Source organism: Halosimplex halophilum, from assembly GCF_004698125.1.
Classification (GTDB): Archaea; Halobacteriota; Halobacteria; order Halobacteriales; family Haloarculaceae; genus Halosimplex; species Halosimplex halophilum.
The window spans coordinates 37,023-54,123 of record NZ_ML214298.1; the positions used below are offsets into that span (position 1 = coordinate 37,023).

The 17,101-nt window shown below is 71.6% G+C and carries 16 protein-coding genes; 13 read left to right on the plus strand and 3 right to left on the minus strand.

Annotation, left to right across the window (positions count from 1 at the left end):
• Positions 1-13: 13 nt before the first annotated feature.
• Positions 14-430 (minus strand): cupin domain-containing protein, encoded by a 417-nt coding sequence (locus E3328_RS11355; protein WP_135364765.1) that lies wholly within the window; start codon positions 428-430, stop codon positions 14-16.
• Between the two features lie 116 nt (positions 431-546).
• Here E3328_RS11355 and E3328_RS11360 point away from each other — a divergent pair, with 116 nt between their 5' ends.
• The 5 genes from E3328_RS11360 to E3328_RS11380 all read left to right on the plus strand — a co-directional run bounded on the left by E3328_RS11360 (position 547) and on the right by E3328_RS11380 (position 3,672).
• Positions 547-816 carry a glutaredoxin family protein gene (locus E3328_RS11360; protein ID WP_135364766.1) on the plus strand — a complete coding sequence of 90 codons (270 nt, stop codon included), beginning with the start codon at positions 547-549 and terminating at the stop codon, positions 814-816.
• Entirely contained in the window at positions 817-1,332 is a 516-nt protein-coding gene (locus tag E3328_RS11365; protein ID WP_135364767.1) for a redoxin domain-containing protein, read from the plus strand.
• A gap of 57 nt (positions 1,333-1,389) precedes the next feature.
• The gene (locus E3328_RS11370; RefSeq protein ID WP_135364768.1) at positions 1,390-1,626 is read left to right on the plus strand and encodes a hypothetical protein; all 237 of its coding nucleotides are present in this window, start codon (positions 1,390-1,392) and stop codon (positions 1,624-1,626) included.
• A gap of 68 nt (positions 1,627-1,694) precedes the next feature.
• On the plus strand, positions 1,695-2,684 hold the full coding sequence (locus E3328_RS11375; protein WP_135364769.1) for a ring-cleaving dioxygenase: 990 nt from the start codon (positions 1,695-1,697) through the stop codon (positions 2,682-2,684).
• Between the two features lie 391 nt (positions 2,685-3,075).
• Positions 3,076-3,672 (plus strand): L-threonylcarbamoyladenylate synthase, encoded by a 597-nt coding sequence (locus E3328_RS11380; protein WP_135364770.1) that lies wholly within the window; start codon positions 3,076-3,078, stop codon positions 3,670-3,672.
• Positions 3,673-3,826: 154 nt separating this feature from the next.
• On the opposite strand, the gene glmM is transcribed toward E3328_RS11380, so the two are convergent.
• Entirely contained in the window at positions 3,827-5,203 is a 1,377-nt protein-coding gene (gene glmM, locus E3328_RS11385) for a phosphoglucosamine mutase (protein ID WP_135364771.1), read from the minus strand.
• A gap of 217 nt (positions 5,204-5,420) precedes the next feature.
• On the opposite strand from glmM, the gene pyrE reads away from it, so the two are divergent.
• The 5 genes from pyrE (at position 5,421) to E3328_RS11410 (ending at position 11,384) form a co-directional block, all read left to right on the plus strand.
• Positions 5,421-5,978 carry an orotate phosphoribosyltransferase gene (gene pyrE / locus E3328_RS11390; RefSeq protein ID WP_135364772.1) on the plus strand — a complete coding sequence of 186 codons (558 nt, stop codon included), beginning with the start codon at positions 5,421-5,423 and terminating at the stop codon, positions 5,976-5,978.
• 316 nt (positions 5,979-6,294) lie between these two features.
• On the plus strand, positions 6,295-8,286 hold the full coding sequence (gene thrS, locus E3328_RS11395) for a threonine--tRNA ligase (protein ID WP_135364773.1): 1,992 nt from the start codon (positions 6,295-6,297) through the stop codon (positions 8,284-8,286).
• A 61-nt stretch (positions 8,287-8,347) separates the two neighbouring features.
• The gene (locus E3328_RS11400; RefSeq protein WP_135364774.1) at positions 8,348-8,608 is read left to right on the plus strand and encodes a hypothetical protein; all 261 of its coding nucleotides are present in this window, start codon (positions 8,348-8,350) and stop codon (positions 8,606-8,608) included.
• An 80-nt stretch (positions 8,609-8,688) separates the two neighbouring features.
• Positions 8,689-9,969, plus strand: a complete 1,281-nt coding sequence (locus E3328_RS11405; protein ID WP_135364775.1) for a S8 family serine peptidase — start codon at positions 8,689-8,691, stop codon at positions 9,967-9,969.
• An 806-nt stretch (positions 9,970-10,775) separates the two neighbouring features.
• Positions 10,776-11,384: an ArsR/SmtB family transcription factor gene (locus E3328_RS11410; protein ID WP_135365709.1), complete on the plus strand. Its 609-nt coding sequence runs from the start codon at positions 10,776-10,778 to the stop codon at positions 11,382-11,384.
• Between the two features lie 254 nt (positions 11,385-11,638).
• Here the strand turns inward: E3328_RS11410 and E3328_RS11415 are convergent, their stop codons facing one another.
• Entirely contained in the window at positions 11,639-13,168 is a 1,530-nt protein-coding gene (locus E3328_RS11415; RefSeq protein WP_135364776.1) for a BGTF surface domain-containing protein, read from the minus strand.
• Positions 13,169-13,459: 291 nt separating this feature from the next.
• Here E3328_RS11415 and E3328_RS11420 point away from each other — a divergent pair, with 291 nt between their 5' ends.
• From E3328_RS11420 to serB, 3 genes are all read left to right on the plus strand, one after another.
• A complete protein-coding gene (locus E3328_RS11420; protein WP_281275782.1) occupies positions 13,460-15,703 on the plus strand; it encodes an ATP-dependent DNA helicase in 2,244 nt (747 codons plus the stop codon).
• 170 nt (positions 15,704-15,873) lie between these two features.
• Positions 15,874-16,350, plus strand: coding sequence for a GyrI-like domain-containing protein (locus E3328_RS11425; protein ID WP_135364777.1), 477 nt, complete (start codon positions 15,874-15,876; stop codon positions 16,348-16,350).
• Between the two features lie 89 nt (positions 16,351-16,439).
• A complete protein-coding gene (gene serB, locus E3328_RS11430; protein ID WP_135364778.1) occupies positions 16,440-17,078 on the plus strand; it encodes a phosphoserine phosphatase SerB in 639 nt (212 codons plus the stop codon).
• Positions 17,079-17,101 lie beyond the last annotated feature (23 nt).

Consider the following 17,101-nt stretch of genomic DNA (forward strand, 5'->3'; position numbering starts at 1 on the left):
GCCCCGCCCGCGCTCACTCCTCGTCGACGAGTTCGATGGCGTCGTCGCCGGTCGGGACCGCACAGAGGAAGGCGCCCTCCAGGTCGCGCTCGTTTCGGTACCAGTGGACCGCGCCCGCGGGGACGTGCAGCGCGTCGCCGCCCTGGACCGTGTGCTCCTCGCCGTCGATCCCGACGACGTACTCGCCGGCGAGCACGTACTGCTCGTGTTCGATCTCGTTTTTGTGTTTCGGCACCTCGGCGCCGGGCGCGAGTGTGAACCGGCGGATCGCGAGGTTCTCGGCGCCGTGGGCCTCGCCGATCAGGACCGCCTTCGACAGTCCCTCGGCGGCGTCGACTTCCTCGTACTCGATGTCCTCGGCGCGCCGCACCACCGGTGTCGCCGGATCAGCGGTCGTCTCCAGGTCGTCGGTCCCGTCGGTCTCGCTCATGGCGGCGGCTACGCGCCCGGGGACAATGACTGTGGTCCCCGACAGTCGAGCGGGGCCCCGTTCGCGGCTGCCGGGGGCGAAGCGCTTACCCGGCTGTTGGCCGTACTACCGGCGAGATGAGCGACCCAGCCATCACGCTCTACCGGCTGCAGGCCTGCCCGTTCTGCGAGCGGGTCGTCCGCAAACTGGACGAGTACGACCTCGACTACCGCTCGCGGTTCGTCGAGCCGATGCACAGCGACCGCGACGCGGTCCAGCGACTCACCGGCAAGCGCTCCGTGCCGGCCATCGTCGACGAGTCGACGGGCGTCACGATGTCCGAGAGCGGCAACATCGTCGAGTACCTGGACGCCACGTACGGCGAGCGCGCGAAGGGGGGTGCCTGAATGGACCTGCCCTTCGAGGTCGTCGACCTCCCCGAGACCGACCACCCCGAGGCGGGCGACCGCGTCCCCGACTTCGAGCGCCCGCTGGTCGGCCCCGAGTACTGGGAGGACGTCTCGCTCTCGACGCTGACCGACGAGGGCCCCGTCGTCCTCGTCTTCCACCCGATGGACGGCGCCTTCCCCGCGACCTACGTCTGGAACGAAATTCGAGAGCGGGGGTGGCTCGACCGCGACGACGCCCAGGTCGTCGGGCTGTCGATCTCCTCGCCGTACGAGCACGCCGACCTGCTGGACGACCGCGGCGTCGACGCCCGACTCTACTCCGACCCGAACAACGGGGTCGCCGAACAGTTCGACATCGTCAACGACCTCGACGGCATGGCCGGGGTCGAGGAACCGCGGCCGGCCGTCTTCGTCCTCGACGAGGAGCGGGTCGTCCAGTACGCCTGGGTGGCCTCCGAGTGGCCGGAGTTCCCCGACTACGACGAGGTCGAGGCCGCCATCGACGAGCTGTAGGGCGGTATCGCCGGGACCGCCCCCAGGGCTTTTCGAGGTGTCAGCCGACCGTCCGGTATGTCGCGCTCGCTGGACCGCATCGGCGTCGCGCTGGTCGCGGGCGGGCTGGCGCTGTACGCGGCCGGACCGCCCGGGATGGTCGCGCTCGGCGGGGTACTCCTCGCGGTCAGTCTCGCCGACGGCGGCGCCGCCGGGACCGGCCCCGACCGGGTCAACTGCGACGAGTGCGGAGCGCCGAACGACCCCGACGACGTTCGCTGTCAGTACTGCGAGACGGCCCTCGACCGCGGCTGACACCCGGGCGACCCGGTGACATCGATGTCAGCGCCTATTGAAGTACCGGGAGCACGTATCGGGGAGCAATGGCAGATCCGAACCCGACACCGGGCATCCACCACGTCACCTGTATCGCCGGCGACCCCCAGCGGAACATGGACTTCTGGGTCGAGACGCTGGGCCTGCGGCTCGTCAAGCGCTCGATCAACCAGGACGACCCCAGCACCTACCACTTCTTCTTCGCCGACGCGGAGGGCACGCCCGGGACGAGCATGACCTTCTTCCCCTGGGAGGGGATGACCCGGGGGAAGGTCGGCTCCGGCCAGGTCTCCCGGACCGCCTTCCGCGTGCCCGAGGGGAGCCTCGACTACTGGGAGGACCGCTTCGACGACTACGGCGTCGACTACGACGACCGCGTCGAGCGGTTCGGCGAGACGGTCCTCCCCTTCGAGGACCCCGACGGCCTCCCCGTCGAACTCGTCGAGGTCGAGATCCCCGACGACGATCCCACCGTCCCGTGGACGGAGTTCGTCCCCGAGGAGGCGGCGATCCGCGGGTTCCACTCGGTGACGCTGTGGCTCGCCGACCCCCAGCCCACCGAGGAGTTGCTGGAGGCGATGGGCATGGAGCGGGTTGGCACCGAGGAAGCGGAGGGTGGCACGCCCGGCGACGAGCGCACCCGCTTCGAGGCGACCGGCGCGGTCGGGCAGTACGTCGACGTGCTCCCGACGATCCAGGGCGGCCGGCAGGGCCACGGCACGGTCCACCACGTCGCCTTCCAGACGCCCACCGACGAGGACCAGGAGGGGATGCGCAAGGCCGTCCGCTCGCGCGGGCTCAGCCCCACCCAGCAGATCGACCGCCACTGGTTCCGCTCGGTGTACTTCCGCGAGCACGGCGGCGTCCTCTTCGAACTCGCGACCAGGGATCCGGGCTACACCAGCGACGAACCGCTCGACGACCTCGGCGGCCGGCTCGTCCTCCCCGGGACGTTCGAGGACCGCCGCGAGGAGATCGAGGCCAACCTCGCCGACGTGACCGTCCCGCGCGCCGAGGCTGCCGAAGCCGACGACTGAGACCGCTCGGCCGACGCGCGTATCGGACCGTGAAACAGCCACCGTGGCGCGCGCTGGAGCGCGCTTTCATGCGCGCGACAACACCGCGCGAGGGATGAGCATCGCAGGCCGCAGGCCGAGACGCGCAAGAGGCTGGGGAGGTGTGAGGCCCCCTGCGGTGCTGTGCGGGGCGGTGCCGTTCCTGGCGGACTGAACGGGCGAGGCGCGCTCGCGCTTGTTCAGTCGTCTGAGCGGGCCATTATCCGAAGCGGCCCTTGGGCCGCGAGGATATCCCGCTCAGCGACCGCGAGCGCGCCTCGCCCTTTCAGCGCTCACTGTCGAGTACAGTCGATTCAACTCCTGGCGAGCGAATCGCGTCACGCTTTTCCCGACGACCCACCGAACTCCGACGATGACCGACGTGGAGCGCGCAGCCCGAGCCATCGCGGACGGCGACCTGGTGGTCTACCCGACCGAGACCGTCTACGGGATGGGTGCGAACGCCGTCGACGCCGAGGCGGTCGAGCGGGTCTTCGAGGTCAAGGGCCGCGACCGGGACAAGCCCGTCTCGCTGGGCGTGCCGAGCGTCGAGCGGGCCACCGAGTACGTCGACCCGACCGAGCGGGAACTCGACTTCATGCGCGAGTTCCTGCCCGGGCCGGTCACCGTCGTAGTCAGGCGACGCGACGCCGTGCCCGACGTGCTGACCGCCGGGCGCGAGAAGGTCGGCGTCCGCGTCCCCGACCACGACCTCGCGCTGGAACTGTTCGAGGCGGCCGAAGTACCGGTCACCGCCACGAGCGCCAACCTCTCGGGGACCGGGAGCGTCCGGGAGCCCTCGGAGCTGAGCGACGAGGTCCGCGAGCGGGTGGCCGCGGTGCTCGACGGCGGGCGCACCGACGGGATGGAGAGCACCGTCGTCGACGCCGAGACCGGCGAGATCCACCGCCGCGGCGCGATGGCCGACGACATCGAGGCGTGGCTCGCCGACCACGCCGACACCGGGTAGTTCGACACGAAACAGGGGGCGAAGTCGCAACTAATCGCCGGGGACACCGTCAGGTACCGGGGTTCGACACGAAACAGGGGGCGAAGTCGCAACTAATCGCCGGGGACACCGTCAGGTACCGGGGTTCGACACGAAACAGGGGGCGAAGTCGCAACTAATCGACGCGGATGCCGGAGACGGCGTCGTGGAGCCGGTCGGCCAGCTCCTCGGCGCGGTCGGCCGAGCGGGCCTCGGCGTAGACGCGGACGACGGGCTCGGTGCCCGACGGGCGGGCGAGCACCCAGCCGTCGCCGTAGTCGAGGCGGTAACCGTCCGTCGTGTCGAGGTCGGCGACCGACTCCTCCGCGGCGCGCTCGATGGCGTCGAGCATGGCCTCGCGCTGTCGCTCGCTGTCGTAGGCCACGTCCCGGCGGACGTTCACGTAGTCGTCGTAGTCGGCGACCACGTCGCTCGCGGGTTCGCCGCGGCGGGCGAGCAACTCGCAGAACCGGGCTGCCGTGTAGGCGCCGTCGCGGGCGATGCGGTAGTCGGGGAAGAGGACGCCGCCGTTGCCCTCGCCGGCGACGGGGACGGACTCGCCGGTCGCCAGCAGGTCGCGGATGCGCGAGACGATGTACGTCGACCCGATGGGCGTCAGGGTCAGGTCCGCGCCGGCGGCGTCGACCACGTCAACGAGCCGCTGGGAGGCGTTGACCGCGGAGACGGCGGTGTCGCCCTCGTCGAGGGCGTCGGCGGCCAGCGCCGCGAGGGCGGCGCCGCCCTCGACGTGGTCGCCCCGCTCGTCGACGAAGATGGCGCGGTCGGCGTCGCCGTCGTGGGCGACCCCCAGGTCGGCGTCCGTGGCGCGGACGAACCGCCGGAGGTCGCCGAGGTTCGCCGCGACGGGCTCGGGGTCGCGCCCGGGGAAGTGGCCGTCGGGCTGGGCGTGGATCGTCTTGACGCGGCAGCCGAGCCGGCGGAAGAACTCGGGGCTGGTGACCGCGCCGGCGCCGTGGCCGGGGTCGACCGCGACGGTGAGGTCGGCGTCGGCGACGGCCTCGCGGTCGACGGCGGCGAGCAGTTCGTCGACGTAGGCGCGGGCGGCGCCGTCGACGTGGCGGCGCTCGCCGGTCTCCGCCCAGCCGACGCGCCGTGGCGCCTCGTCGAGCAGCCGCGTCTCGATGGCTTCGAGCCGTTCGCGCGGGAGTTCGACGCCGTCGGCGCCGACGAGCTTGATGCCGTTGTACTCGGGGGGGTTGTGCGAGGCGGTGACCATCAGGCCCGGGACGCCCTCCCGCTCGGCGTAGGCCTGGAGGCCGGGCGTGGGGACGACGCCGAGGCGGTCGACGGAGACGCCGACGCTGGCGAGGCCGCCGGCGACGGAATCGACGAGCATCGGGCCGGTCCGGCGGGTGTCCCGGGCGACCGCGACGCGGTCGGCGCCCCCGGCGCGCCAGACGGTGCCGGCCGCCTGCGCCACGTCGGTTGCATCGCTCGGCGTGAGGTCGTCGTTGACCACGCCGCGCACGCCGCTGGACCCGAAGACCCTCATCACGCGCTAGTCAGCGGTCCGCCCGCATAGTGGTTCCGGAGCGCGACGGACCGGCCGGGCGGCCGCCGCCCGGCGCCGCTTGCCCTCGCAAGCCCTAGCGATTCGCCGGCCGGTCGCTTCCCGGCCGATAGCTCCCCGGCATCGCGCTCCACTCGCGGCGCTCGCGGCGCGACCGCGTATCGAACCGGCTAAACCGCGGGCGGCCGACAGCCGGGGTATGGACACCCAGGGACTCATCGACGCGCTCCGCGCGGCCGACGCCGTCAAGTTCGGGGAGTTCGAGCTCTCCCACGGCGGCACCTCGAACTACTACGTCGACAAGTACCTCTTCGAGACCGACCCCGACTGCCTCGAAGCTATCGCCGAGGCGTTCGCCGACCACCTCGCGCGGACGACCGACGGCGAGACCAAACTCGCCGGCGTCGCGCTGGGCGCCGTCCCGCTGGTCGCGGTCACCAGCGTCGAGTCGGGCAACCCCTACGTCATCGTCCGCAAGCAGCAGAAGGAGTACGGCACCGCCAACCTCGTCGAGGGCGAACTCGCCGACGGCGAGGAGGTCGTGGTGCTGGAGGACATCGCGACGACCGGTCAGAGCGCCGTCGACGCCGCCGAGGCGCTGCGGGAGGCCGGCGCGGTCGTGAACCGGGTGCTCGTCGTCGTCGACCGCGAGGAGGGCGCCGCCGAGAACCTCGCCGAGCACGACCTCGAACTCGAATCGCTGGTCACCGCCTCTGACCTGCTCGACGACGCGCCCGAGGGCGTGGACGCGACCTGACGCCAGCACCGTCTGACTCCCACGCCGCCCGACGCCTACGTCACCTGACGCCGGGGAGCCCCGATTTCGGATCCCGCGAAATTCACCGACCGGTCGACGGCGGTATCCGGCCGCTCCGCGCCTGTGAATCACACGCACGGAAGGGGCAGTCGGCCCACGTCACAACGCTTTTATTCGATAGCGCGTTAGCGAAGGGCAGGATGGCAGGTGACTGCTTTACAGGCGGGCCTCGCGCCCCATAACCAGTCACCGCCACGTTCTCGCGCTCGTCGCTCGCTGCCGGACAGCGGCGCCTGGCGCGGTGGAGGTCGATGACATGTCACAGCAGGAATCCTCAGTCACGGTGGAACTGCCCGATGGAAGCACGCTCGACGTTCCGTCGGGCGCCACAGTCGAAGACGTGGCCTACGAGATCGGTCCGGGGCTGGGCTCCGACACCGTCGCCGGCAAGCTCGACGGCGAACTCGTCGCCAAGGAGGAGCCCGTCTACGACGGCGCACGCGTCGAGATCGTCACCCCCTCGGCCGACGAGTACCTGCAGGTGATGCGCCACTCGGCCGCCCACGTCCTCGCCCAGGCGGTCCTGCGGGAGTACCCCGACGCCGACCTCGCCACCGGCCCGCCCACCGAGGAGGGATTCTACTACGACTTCGACGGCGTCGACGTCGACGAGGACGACTTCGACGAGCTGGTCGCCGAGATGGAGTCCATCGTCGAAGACGACCTGGCGATCGAGCGCGAGGAGGTCCCCATCGACGAGGCCCGCGAGCGGGTGGCCGGCTCCCCCTACAAGGAGGAGATCCTCGAGGACCTCGCGGCGGGCGACCGCGGCGCCGACGACGACATCGAGACGGTCTCGTTCTACAGCCAGGGCGAGTTCTCGGACCTCTGTGCCGGCCCGCACGTCGCCTCGACCGGCGAGATCGGGGCCGTCGACCTCCGGGAGATCGCCGCGACCAACTGGCGCGGCGACGAGGACCAGCCGCGGCTCACCCGCGTCTACGGCACCGCCTTCGAGTCGGAGTCGGACCTGGAGGACTACTGGGAGCGCAAGGAGGAGGCCGAGCGCCGCGACCACCGCCGCATCGGCCGGGAGATGAACCTCTTCTCCATCCCCGAGCACTCCCCCGGCTGCGTGCACTTCCACCCCGACGGGATGGCCATCCGCCGCGAGCTGGAGGAGTACATCCGCGAGAAGAACGACGAGCTCGGCTACGAGGAGGTCTGGACCCCCGAGCTCAACAAGGTCGACCTGTGGAAGACCTCGGGCCACTACGAGCACTTCTGCGAGGAGGACGAGATGTTCCACTGGGACCAGGCCAGCGCCCGCACCGAGGGCGACGAGGCCGACGAGTACGGCCTCAAGCCGATGAACTGCGCCAACCACGTCCACCTCTACCAGCGCGAACGCCGCTCCTATCGCGAGCTCCCGAAGCGGTACTGCGAGTTCGGCACCTGCTACCGCAACGAGCGCTCCGGCGAACTCTCCGGGATGCTCCGCGTCCGCGGGTTCACCCAGGACGACGGCCACGCGTTCGTCACCCGCGACCAGATCCAGGGCGAGGTCACCCGCACGCTCGAAGTGATCGACGACGTGCTCGCCGACTTCGGGCTGGACGTGACCTTCAAGCTGGAGACCCAGCCCGACGACTCCTTCGGCGACGACGAACTGTGGGAGCGCGCCGAGGACGACCTCCGCAGCTCGCTCGACGCGCTCGGCGAGGGCTACGAACTCGAGGCCGGGGAGGGGGCCTTCTACGGGCCGAAGATCGCCGCCGACGCCGAGGACGCCATCGGCCGCGAGTGGACCGTCGGCACCGTCCAGCTCGACTTCGTCCAGCCCGAGCGGTTCGACCTCGTCTACGTCGGCGAGGACAACGAGGAACACACCCCGGTCATGATCCACCGCGCGCTGCTCGGGACCTTCGAGCGGTTCATGGCCGTCATGATCGAGCACTTTGCGGGCCGCTTCCCGCTGTGGCTCGCGCCCGAACAGGTCCGCGTCCTCCCGCTCAACGAGGACGTGCTCGGCTACGCCCACCGCCTGCGCAACGACTTCGAGGCGGAGGGCTTCCGCGCGACGGTCGCCGACGGCGACGACACGCTCCAGCGGAAGATCCGCGCCGCCCACGACGAGAACGTCCCGTACATGCTCATCGTCGGCCCCGACGAGGAAGAGGCGGGCACCGTCTCCGTCCGCGACCGCGCCGAGCGCGAGGCCCGCGACGTCGACCCCGAGGAGTTCCGCGAGCACCTCCGCGACGAACGGGCGGAGAAGCGGCTCGAACCGGACTTCCTCGACGAGTAGTCGGGGACGCGTCCGGGCCGACCCGGACCGTTTTTGTCGCTGGCTGCCACACACCGCGAGCATGGCGACCGACGCGCTCCGACGGACGGTGCGGCGCGGCGTCGCGGTCCTCGCGATCCCCCTGTGCCTGATCGCCCTCCAGCTCCGAGAGGTGATCGACGCGCTGCCGCGGGGCGACTACGTGCCCGGCGCGGTGACCGTGATAGTCCCGTCCGGTCTTCTGGTCGGCGCAGTCGGGTATCTAGTCCTCTCGGTGCTGGCGGCGGGCGTCTCGTGGGCGGGCGACGACCCCCGGCCGGCCGACCGTCCCGACGCCGAGTGACCGCCGATAGCGACGACGAGACGCCCGAACACCGGTATCGTTTTGCTCGTCGCGATTCGACCACCCGCTAGTCCCCCTCCATGCCCGCCCGCATCCGCGCGCTGGGGGTCGTCGCGGTCGCCCTCCTGTGTCTGCTGGCCGCGATCGGCGCCCTCGCGCTGTCGGTCCCCGGCGCCCCCGCCGACGCCGACCAGAGCGACCCGACCGACGGCGGCCTCCAGCGCCTCCACGCCGCCGGCGTCACCGGCGGGAACGTCACCGTCGGCGTCGTCGGCGTCACCGGCTTCGATACCGACCACCCGGCGATCGCCGGCCAGGTAGTCGAGAGCCGCGCGTTCGGCGACGGCGCGACGGTAGAGAACGGCGGCCGCAACCGCCACGGCACCGCCACCGCCGCCGTCGTCGCGCGCACCGCTCCCGACGCCGACCTCCGGCTCGCCACCTTCGACGACACGACCGGCTTCCGGCGGGCTGTGACGTGGCTCGTCACCGCCGACGTGGACGTGGTCGTCGCCCCGGTCTCGTTCTACGGCCGCCCCGGCGACGGCACCTCGACGGTCGCGCGACTCGGCGAGTGGGCCCGCCGGCAGGGCGTCGTCTTCGTCGCGCCGACGGGCAACCTCGCCCGGGGCCACTGGGCGGGGCGCTACGGTGACCCCGATGACGGCCGCCTGCGGTTCGGCGAGTCGACGCGCAACTACCTCGCCGGCCGCGGGAGCGAGGCGCGGATCTGGCTCGCCTGGGACCGCGCGCACGCCAACCGGACCTTCGTCGCCGAACTCTACCGGACCGACGACGGCGAGCGCACGCTGGTCGCCCGCTCGGAGCCGTTCCCCGGCGACGGCGTCCCCAACGCCCGGATCAACGCCCGACTGCAGGGCGGCACGTACTACGTCGTCGTCCGCGGCCCGCCGAACGCCACCGGCGCGCGGGTCCGCCTCTCGTCGCCGACCCACCGCTTCCAGCGGACCCGCCCCGCGGAGAGCGTCGCCGCCCCGGCCACCGGCCGCGGCGTGATCGGCGTCGGCGCCTACGACCCCGCCGCCGGCCGTGTCGAACCCTACAGTTCCAGGGGCCCCACCGCCGACGGCCGCCTCGGCGTCGACGTGGTCGCGCCCGCTCGACACGAAATCGGGGGGTATGACGAGCCGCTGGTCGGCTCCTCCGCCGCGACGCCGTACGTCGGCGGCCTCGCCGCGCTCGTCCTCGACGCCGACCCCGACCGCTCGCCCCGTGCCGTCGAACTCCGCCTCGAACGGACGGCCGAGGACGTGGGCCCGGCGGGCACCGACCCCGTCGCCGGCAACGGCCTGGTCGTCCCCGGCCGCGCCGTCGACGTCCCCGCCAACGCCACCGGCTGAGGGAGACTCCCACGGCAGGCGTCGCGTCACGACCGGGCGACCGAAGGAGTGTTCCAAGCAGTCGATCCGACGAGCGGTGGATCCAACGAGCGGTGCTGTCGGCGCGCGCTGTCGTCTCGGAATCGCTTGCGATTCCGAGGGCCGTCAGAGCTTGCTCTGACGTTGGCGCGCTCTCGTGCGCGCGACCGTAGCCGCGCGAGGTCTTCTCGAACTCGTGAGAGAAGGCTCGTCAGAGGTTGTCTCTGACGGTGGATGAGCACCGCAGCTTGCGAGGAGCGCAATCGGCTGGGGAGGTGTGTGGCCGTCTGCGGTGCTGTGCGGGGCGGTGCCGTCCTGGCGGACTGAACGGGCGAGGCGCGCTCGCGTGCAGTTCAGTCGCCTGAGCGACCCCTACCCGAGCGTAGCGAGGGTATGTCGCTCAGCGACCGCGAGCGCACCGAGGGCTTTCACCGCTTGCTGTCCCCTGCGGTAGCGACCCCAGTTAGCGAGCGCGCCGAGGGATTTCATCGTTTGCTGTCAAGTACGGTCGATCCAATCCAGAGCGAGCGCGCCGAGGGCTTTCAGCGCCTGTCGTTTCTTGCGGTCGCGGTCACTGCTAACGAGCGCGGCGAGGGCTCTCAGCGGACACTATCGAGTGCGAGCCGACCGACTGCTACGAACCGAATACGAACCACGACACAGCCGACAGAGATGGGCCCCACACCCTCACACCGACCACCACCGAATCGCAAGACACCGACCGTTCAAAGCGGGATTTAACCTTCGGGTAGGGCTATATGAACAGGGACGAAAGGATCGAACAGGAGATGTCGGGGCTCATCGACCGCATCCAGGACCGGACGGCGACCAGCGACGAGCGACTGCGGGTCCTCGACGTCGAGGGCGAGGAGACCGACGACGTGCTGGACGCGCTCGCGACGGACACCCGGCGGGCGGTCTACCGGGCGCTGTTCGAGCGCCCGCGCACCGCCTCGGAGATCGCCGACGCCGTCGACACGTCGGTCCAGAACGTCCACTACCACGTCTCGAACCTCGAAGCGGCCGGGCTGGTCGAGCCCGTCGACACGCGCTACTCCGAGAAGGGCAACGAGATGACCGTCTACGGGCCGGCGAGCGACCCGCTGGTGATCGTCGGCAACGAGGAGGTCCGCCCGCGCGTCCAGCGGACGCTGACCGACGTGGTCGGCGGGATCGGCCTGCTCGGCGTCGGCGCGCTGCTCGTCCAGTGGGGCGCCGAGCGGGTCGCCCGGCCCTCCATCGGGGGCGCCGGTGCGGGTCCCGCGAGCCCCAACGCGACCGTCGGCGAGCCCGGCTCGCTCGCCTGGCTCGTCTTCGACGTGGTCGAGCCCGGCGTCCTCTTCTTCTTCGCCTGTCTCGCGGTGGCCGCCCTCGCGGCCCTGGCGCTCGACCGGTAGACCCTCGCCTCGATCGGCAGACAACACGCCCCGACCGTCGACGTTTCTCACACCGACAGCGACGGATACGGTCGGCATCCCCGCGCGCGACGACCGTCGACAGCGATGAGCGTCGACAGCGGCGAAGTGACGACGGCGGCGACAGTAGTGAGGAACGGTGAGAACGCGGAGAACAGCAGCGGTTCCCGGAAACGGTGGCGGGAACGGTAACGGAAAACAGGTCAGAAGCGGCCGAACGTGCGAGCCGGACGGGGTCAGCCCCGGACGAAGCCGAGGAAGAGGGCGACGCCGCCGAAGGCGATCAGGCCGCCCACCGCCAGCGCGCCGAGGCCGGTGAGCAGGGAACCGGAACCGCCGGCGGCGGCGACCGTCGCGCCGTCCGGTCCGGCGGGCGGGTCGTCGGCGGTGGCCGTCGAGGCGTCGCCGTCCGCGCCGCTCGCGCCGTCGTCGGCCATGACGACGAGCGTGCCGATGGCGTCGGGCTCGCCGTCGGCCCCGGCGCCGGCCGACACGGCCACGTCGTAGTCGAAGGGGTCGAGCGGGCTGTCGAGCGTCGTCTCGCTCGTGACGTTCGCCGGGCGGACCTCGCCGGCCTCGGCGACGGCCAGCGCGGGGCGGTCGGCGTCGTCGGTCGCGCCCGTCCGGACGACCACGACCGCGCGGTCGTCGCCGTTCGTGTCGCGGATCACGGCGGTCGTCTCGTAGGCGACCTCCTCTCTGTCGCCCAGGGTGACGGTCAGCGCGTCGGCGTCGCCGAACGCGACGGGGATCCGCGCCACGTCGCCCTCGGTGACCTGGGTGACGCCCTGGACGCCGACGCCGTCGGCCGCGAGCGGCGTGGCGGTCGATCCCTCACCGCCCGCGGGCGTCGCGGTCGGGCAGTCGCCCTCGCAGTCGGCGACGCGCCCGTAAGCCTCGGCGAGCGCCTCGCCGTCGCCGCGGACGGTCACCTCGAAGGGCGTGCCCGCCGACACGTCGGTGAAGTCGAACGACCCGGCGAAGGTCCCGTCGTCGTCCACGGTGGTCTCGACCTGCATGAGGAACGGCGACGACGACGAGCGGGAGGTCACCCGGACCGACAGCGTCGTCCCGGGATCGAGCGTCGTCTCGCCGGAGATCTGCTGCTGTGCGGCCGCGTCGACGACGACCTCGCCGTCGTCGTTCGTGTCGACGGTCGTCCCGTCGTGCAGCGGCCGCGGGGTCGCCGTCTCGTCGGTCCCGTCGGCCCCGTCGCTGCCGTCGTCCCCCGTGGACTCGCCGTCGGCGCTCAGCAGCGCCAGCGACCCGATGGCGGCCGGGTCGGCGGGGTCGCCCAGCGAGAGGTCGTAGGCCGTCGGCGCGAGCGGGTCGTCGGTGCCCGCGAGCTCCGTCCGGTTGTCGACCGCGTCGCCGTCGGCGACGGTGAGGTACGACCCGGGGCCGCCCTCGTCGACGGCCGCCGTGTCGAAGCGGACGACGACGGTCCCGTCGCCGTCGGCGTCGGTGACCGTCGCGCGGGCCTCGAAGTTCTGGTCCTCGGCGTCCGCGTCGCCGATCGCGAACCGGATGCCTTCGCCGTCCGAGCCGGTCGTGTTGATCGCGATCTCGGCCGTCTCGCCCTGTCGGACCGTGGTGATCGTCTCCTCGAAGGACGGGCTCGCCGGGGCGCCGGCGGCGACGACCCCCGCCAGCGGGCCGGTGACCAGCGTCGTGACGAGGACGGCGACCAGGGCGAGCCGGGCGCCGCGGCGCGCTCGCGCGGGGAGCGCGCGGGCGCCGGCAGTGACGGAGGGGATGCCGGTCATCCGACCACCTCCGTCGGACGCGGTCGAGCGGCGGCGTTCCGCGGACGGGCGTCGCGTGGCTGTCCGCGTGCGGTGCGTCGGTCGGAGGTGCCGGTCGCGGGCGACCGGTCAGGGTGGCAGTCCTCGGTCATCGCACTCGGAGCGTCGTTCGGCGTACAAATACCACTCCCGTAAGCTTCAAACTGGCTTTGAGCGGCGGTCCGCCGCGGGTCCCCGACGGAACCGCGACGGTCACGAGGTCCGCCGCGCGGGGCTAGGGCTTTTATCCGGGCGCGCGAAGACGTATCCACAGTGGCGAGCGCGTCCGACCCGGACTACCTGCGATTCTTCCCGTACGAGGAGCCGTACGACCACCAGACGGAGGCGATGGGCACCATCTCCGACGCGCTGGCCGACGCCCGGAACGTCCTCTTCGAGGGGGCGACGGGCACGGGCAAGACGCTCGCCTCGCTGGCGCCCGCGCTTGAGTACGCCCGCGAGACGTCGAAGACCGTGGTCATCACGACCAACGTCCACCAGCAGATGCGCCAGTTCGTCCGCGAGGCCGCCGCGATCACCGACCAGGAGCCCATCCGCGCCGTCGTCTTCCAGGGGAAGGCCTCGATGTGCCACATCGACGTGGGCTACGAGGAGTGCCAGGCGCTGCGGGACACGACCCGCGAACTCGTCGACGCCGAGGAGAACCGCGCGGAGCTGGAGGAACAGCAGCGCGCGCTCCTGGAGGAGAGCCAGGACGGCAGCGCCGAGGCCGCCGACGCCCGCGGCGCGGTGATGGACGAACTCGAATCGGTCGAGGAGGAGATCGAACAGATCCGCGAGGAGCGGAACGTCTGCGAGCACTACTACGAGAACCTGACCGCAGACACCGACGCCTTCTACGGCTGGCTCTACGACGACGTGCGCACCCCCGAGGACGTGTACGGCTACGCCGAACGGGAGGGGATGTGCGGCTACGAACTGCTCAAGGAGGGCATGGACGGCGTGGATCTCGTGGTCTGCAACTACCACCACCTGCTCGACCCGACCATCCGCGAGCAGTTCTTCCGGTGGCTGGGCCGCGACCCGGAGGACGTGATCGCCGTCTTCGACGAGGCCCACAACGTCGAGGACGCGGCCCGCGACCACGCCCGCCGCACGCTCACCGAGACGACGCTCGACCAGGCCGTCGAGGAACTGGAGGGCAGCGACGACCCCCGCACGGAGGCGGGGCTGAACGTCCTCGACACCTTCAGGCAGGCGCTGGTCGACGCCTACCAGGAGGCGTTCTCCTTCGGCGAGCGCGAACAGGTCGAGGACAGCTGGTACGACCTGTCGATCGACAACGACGACGCCCGCGACGACCTGACGCTTTCGTTCCTGCAAAACTACTCCGGGCCGGGCTTCCGCGAGGAGCTCGACCGGACGCTCGACCTCGCGCGGGAACTCGACCAGTCCTACGAGGAGGCCTACAAGAACGGCGAGACGACGACGCGCCAGGAGTGCCAGACGCTGCAGGCGGCCACGTTCGTCGAGGACTGGCTCGACGAGTCCGCCGCCGAGGGGCAGTACCCCGTGGTGAGCGTCCGCCGCGCGGAGGAGGGCGGCCCGCGGGAGGCCGGCGAGATCTACGGCCGCGCGGAGCTGTACACCTGCATCCCGAGCCAGGTGACCGCGGATCTCTTCGGCGACCTGCACGCCAGCGTGCTGATGAGCGCGACGCTGCGGCCGTTCGACGTGACGGAGGACGTGCTCGGCCTCGACGACCCGGAGACGCTGGCCTACGGGCCGCAGTTCCCCGAGGAGCGGCGGCGCACCTACGCCGTCGACGGGCCCGCCCTGTTCGCCAGCAAGCGCGACGACATGGAGGTGCAGTCGACGGTCGCCGGCGCGCTGGAGGACGCCGCGCGGTTCACGCCCGGCAACACCCTGGCCTTCTTCCCGAGCTACGCCGAGGCCGAGCGCTACCACCAGCGGGTCGACACGGCCGGCGCGACCTACCTCGACCGCCCCGGCACCTCGGCCAAGGAACTGCGCGAGCGGTTCACCGACGACGACGACGCCGTCCTGTTCACCTCGCTGTGGGGCACCCTCGCCGAGGGGGTGAGCTTCGACGGCGACGACGCCCGGACCGTCGTCGTCGTCGGCGTCCCGTACCCGCACCTCGACGACCGCATGGACGCCGTCCAGGAGGCCTACGACGCCGCGTTCGGCGACGAGGACGAGCCCGGGGGTCGCGGCGGCTCGGGGGCCAGCGGTCGGGACGACGACGAGGGCGCGGGCTGGCGCTACGCCGTCGAGATCCCCACCGTCCGCAAGACCCGCCAGGCGCTCGGTCGGGTCGTCCGCTCGCCCGAGGACTTCGGCGCCCGAATCCTGCTCGACAGGCGCTACACCGAGCGCTCGGAGGTCGAGATGTCCGACTACTCGGTGCGGGGCACCTTCCCGCCCGAGGAGCGCCGGGAGATGGTCGACGTGGACCCCGAGAAGCTCAAGTTCGGGCTCCTGAACTTCTACCAGGACGTGGACGGCTACGACGGCGAACCGCCCCGGCCGTAAGATCGCCCTACCGAGGTCGAGGAGCGGCGGTGCCGGGCGACCGGTGTCGTTCGGACGGCTGAACTCGCAAGCGCAGGTTGCGGGTCGCCCCGGTCTGGACGCCGGCTGATCGCCGGGTTGTCCCCCGATTCCGGGCACGTAAGCCGGGTCCGCCCCAACGATGGGACGCTATGGTTCTCGACACAGACGAGCCCGAGACGGAACGACACGGTGACTTCACGGTCGCGGGCGTCGCCCACCGGGGGACCGACGTCGACGAGGCCGCGCTGTGGGACTCGATCGACGACTACGCCGACGACCTGAACGACGCCGCGGTCGGCACCGACCGCTACGCGGTCATGTTCGACGTGGACGCGGACAGCGGGGAGTTCACCTACGTCGCCGGCCGCGAGGTGGAGGACACCGACGACCTCTCGGCGGAGCTGACCGCCGTCGAGATCCCCCAGGCGACCTACGCCGTCCTCCGACCCGACCACGAGTCCGTCGAGGAGATGGTCCGCGAGATCCACGCGGAGGAACTCCGGGACGACGACCGCGACGACGACGAGGTCCACGCGCCCGTCTTCGAGCGCTACGAGTCCGACCGCGACCCGACGACCGTCGCCGACCGGGAGATCTACGTCCCCGTCCGCGACGACGAGTACTGACGCCGCTCGCCCGACGCCCGCCGGGGCCGACGGGGCTCGTCCACCCGAAATCGGGGGCTTTGAATCCCCCCGTAGCGAACCGGTGAGCCATGACCGTAGTCGCGTTCGACTTCGACGGGACGCTCTCTGACTCGGAGATGACCGTCCTGCTGGGCGAGCGGAACGGGACGGCCGACGACATGGCCGAGATCACGGAGCGGGCGATGAACGACGAGATCGAGTACGCCGAGAGCCTCCGCCAGCGCTGCGCGCTGCTGGAGGACCTCCCCGACGGGGAGGCGCGGGCGGCCTTCGACCAGGTAGAGCTCCGACCGGGCGCCGCCGACGTGATCGCGGCGCTGCGGGAGGCCGGCGTCTACGTCGCCATCCTCACCGGCGGGTTCGAGCGCGGGGTCGCCCGCGCGCTCGAAAAAGAGGGCGTCGAGGTCGACGCCATCGTCGCCAACCGGCTGCCCGTCGCCGAGGGGAAACTGACCGGGACCGTCGAGGGGCCGCTCATCGAGGGGACGAAAGACGACGCGCTGGAGGTGCTGACCGCCGTGGTCGGCGCCGACCGCGAGGACACCATCGCCGTCGGCGACGGCGCCAACGACCTCCCGATGCTGCAGGTCGCGGGGCTGGCGGTCGGCTTCGACCCGAAACCGGCCGTCGCGCCCGCCTGCGACACCATCGTCGAGACGATGGCCGAACTGCAGGAAGTCCTCGAAGGCGAGGACGTGCTGGACTGAGCGCGCGAAAACGAAACCGCGAC

Bases quoted from the DNA above. Each gene is read 5' to 3' on its own strand.
- E3328_RS11355 (WP_135364765.1), bottom strand. From the start codon at position 430: ATGAGCGAGACCGACGGGACCGACGACCTGGAGACGACCGCTGATCCG.
- E3328_RS11360 (WP_135364766.1), top strand. From the start codon at position 547: ATGAGCGACCCAGCCATCACGCTCTACCGGCTGCAGGCCTGCCCGTTC.
- E3328_RS11365 (WP_135364767.1), top strand. From the start codon at position 817: ATGGACCTGCCCTTCGAGGTCGTCGACCTCCCCGAGACCGACCACCCC.
- E3328_RS11370 (WP_135364768.1), top strand. From the start codon at position 1,390: ATGTCGCGCTCGCTGGACCGCATCGGCGTCGCGCTGGTCGCGGGCGGG.
- E3328_RS11375 (WP_135364769.1), top strand. From the start codon at position 1,695: ATGGCAGATCCGAACCCGACACCGGGCATCCACCACGTCACCTGTATC.
- E3328_RS11380 (WP_135364770.1), top strand. From the start codon at position 3,076: ATGACCGACGTGGAGCGCGCAGCCCGAGCCATCGCGGACGGCGACCTG.
- glmM (WP_135364771.1), bottom strand. From the start codon at position 5,203: ATGAGGGTCTTCGGGTCCAGCGGCGTGCGCGGCGTGGTCAACGACGAC.
- pyrE (WP_135364772.1), top strand. From the start codon at position 5,421: ATGGACACCCAGGGACTCATCGACGCGCTCCGCGCGGCCGACGCCGTC.
- thrS (WP_135364773.1), top strand. From the start codon at position 6,295: ATGTCACAGCAGGAATCCTCAGTCACGGTGGAACTGCCCGATGGAAGC.
- E3328_RS11400 (WP_135364774.1), top strand. From the start codon at position 8,348: ATGGCGACCGACGCGCTCCGACGGACGGTGCGGCGCGGCGTCGCGGTC.
- E3328_RS11405 (WP_135364775.1), top strand. From the start codon at position 8,689: ATGCCCGCCCGCATCCGCGCGCTGGGGGTCGTCGCGGTCGCCCTCCTG.
- E3328_RS11410 (WP_135365709.1), top strand. From the start codon at position 10,776: ATGTCGGGGCTCATCGACCGCATCCAGGACCGGACGGCGACCAGCGAC.
- E3328_RS11415 (WP_135364776.1), bottom strand. From the start codon at position 13,168: ATGACCGGCATCCCCTCCGTCACTGCCGGCGCCCGCGCGCTCCCCGCG.
- E3328_RS11425 (WP_135364777.1), top strand. From the start codon at position 15,874: ATGGTTCTCGACACAGACGAGCCCGAGACGGAACGACACGGTGACTTC.
- serB (WP_135364778.1), top strand. From the start codon at position 16,440: ATGACCGTAGTCGCGTTCGACTTCGACGGGACGCTCTCTGACTCGGAG.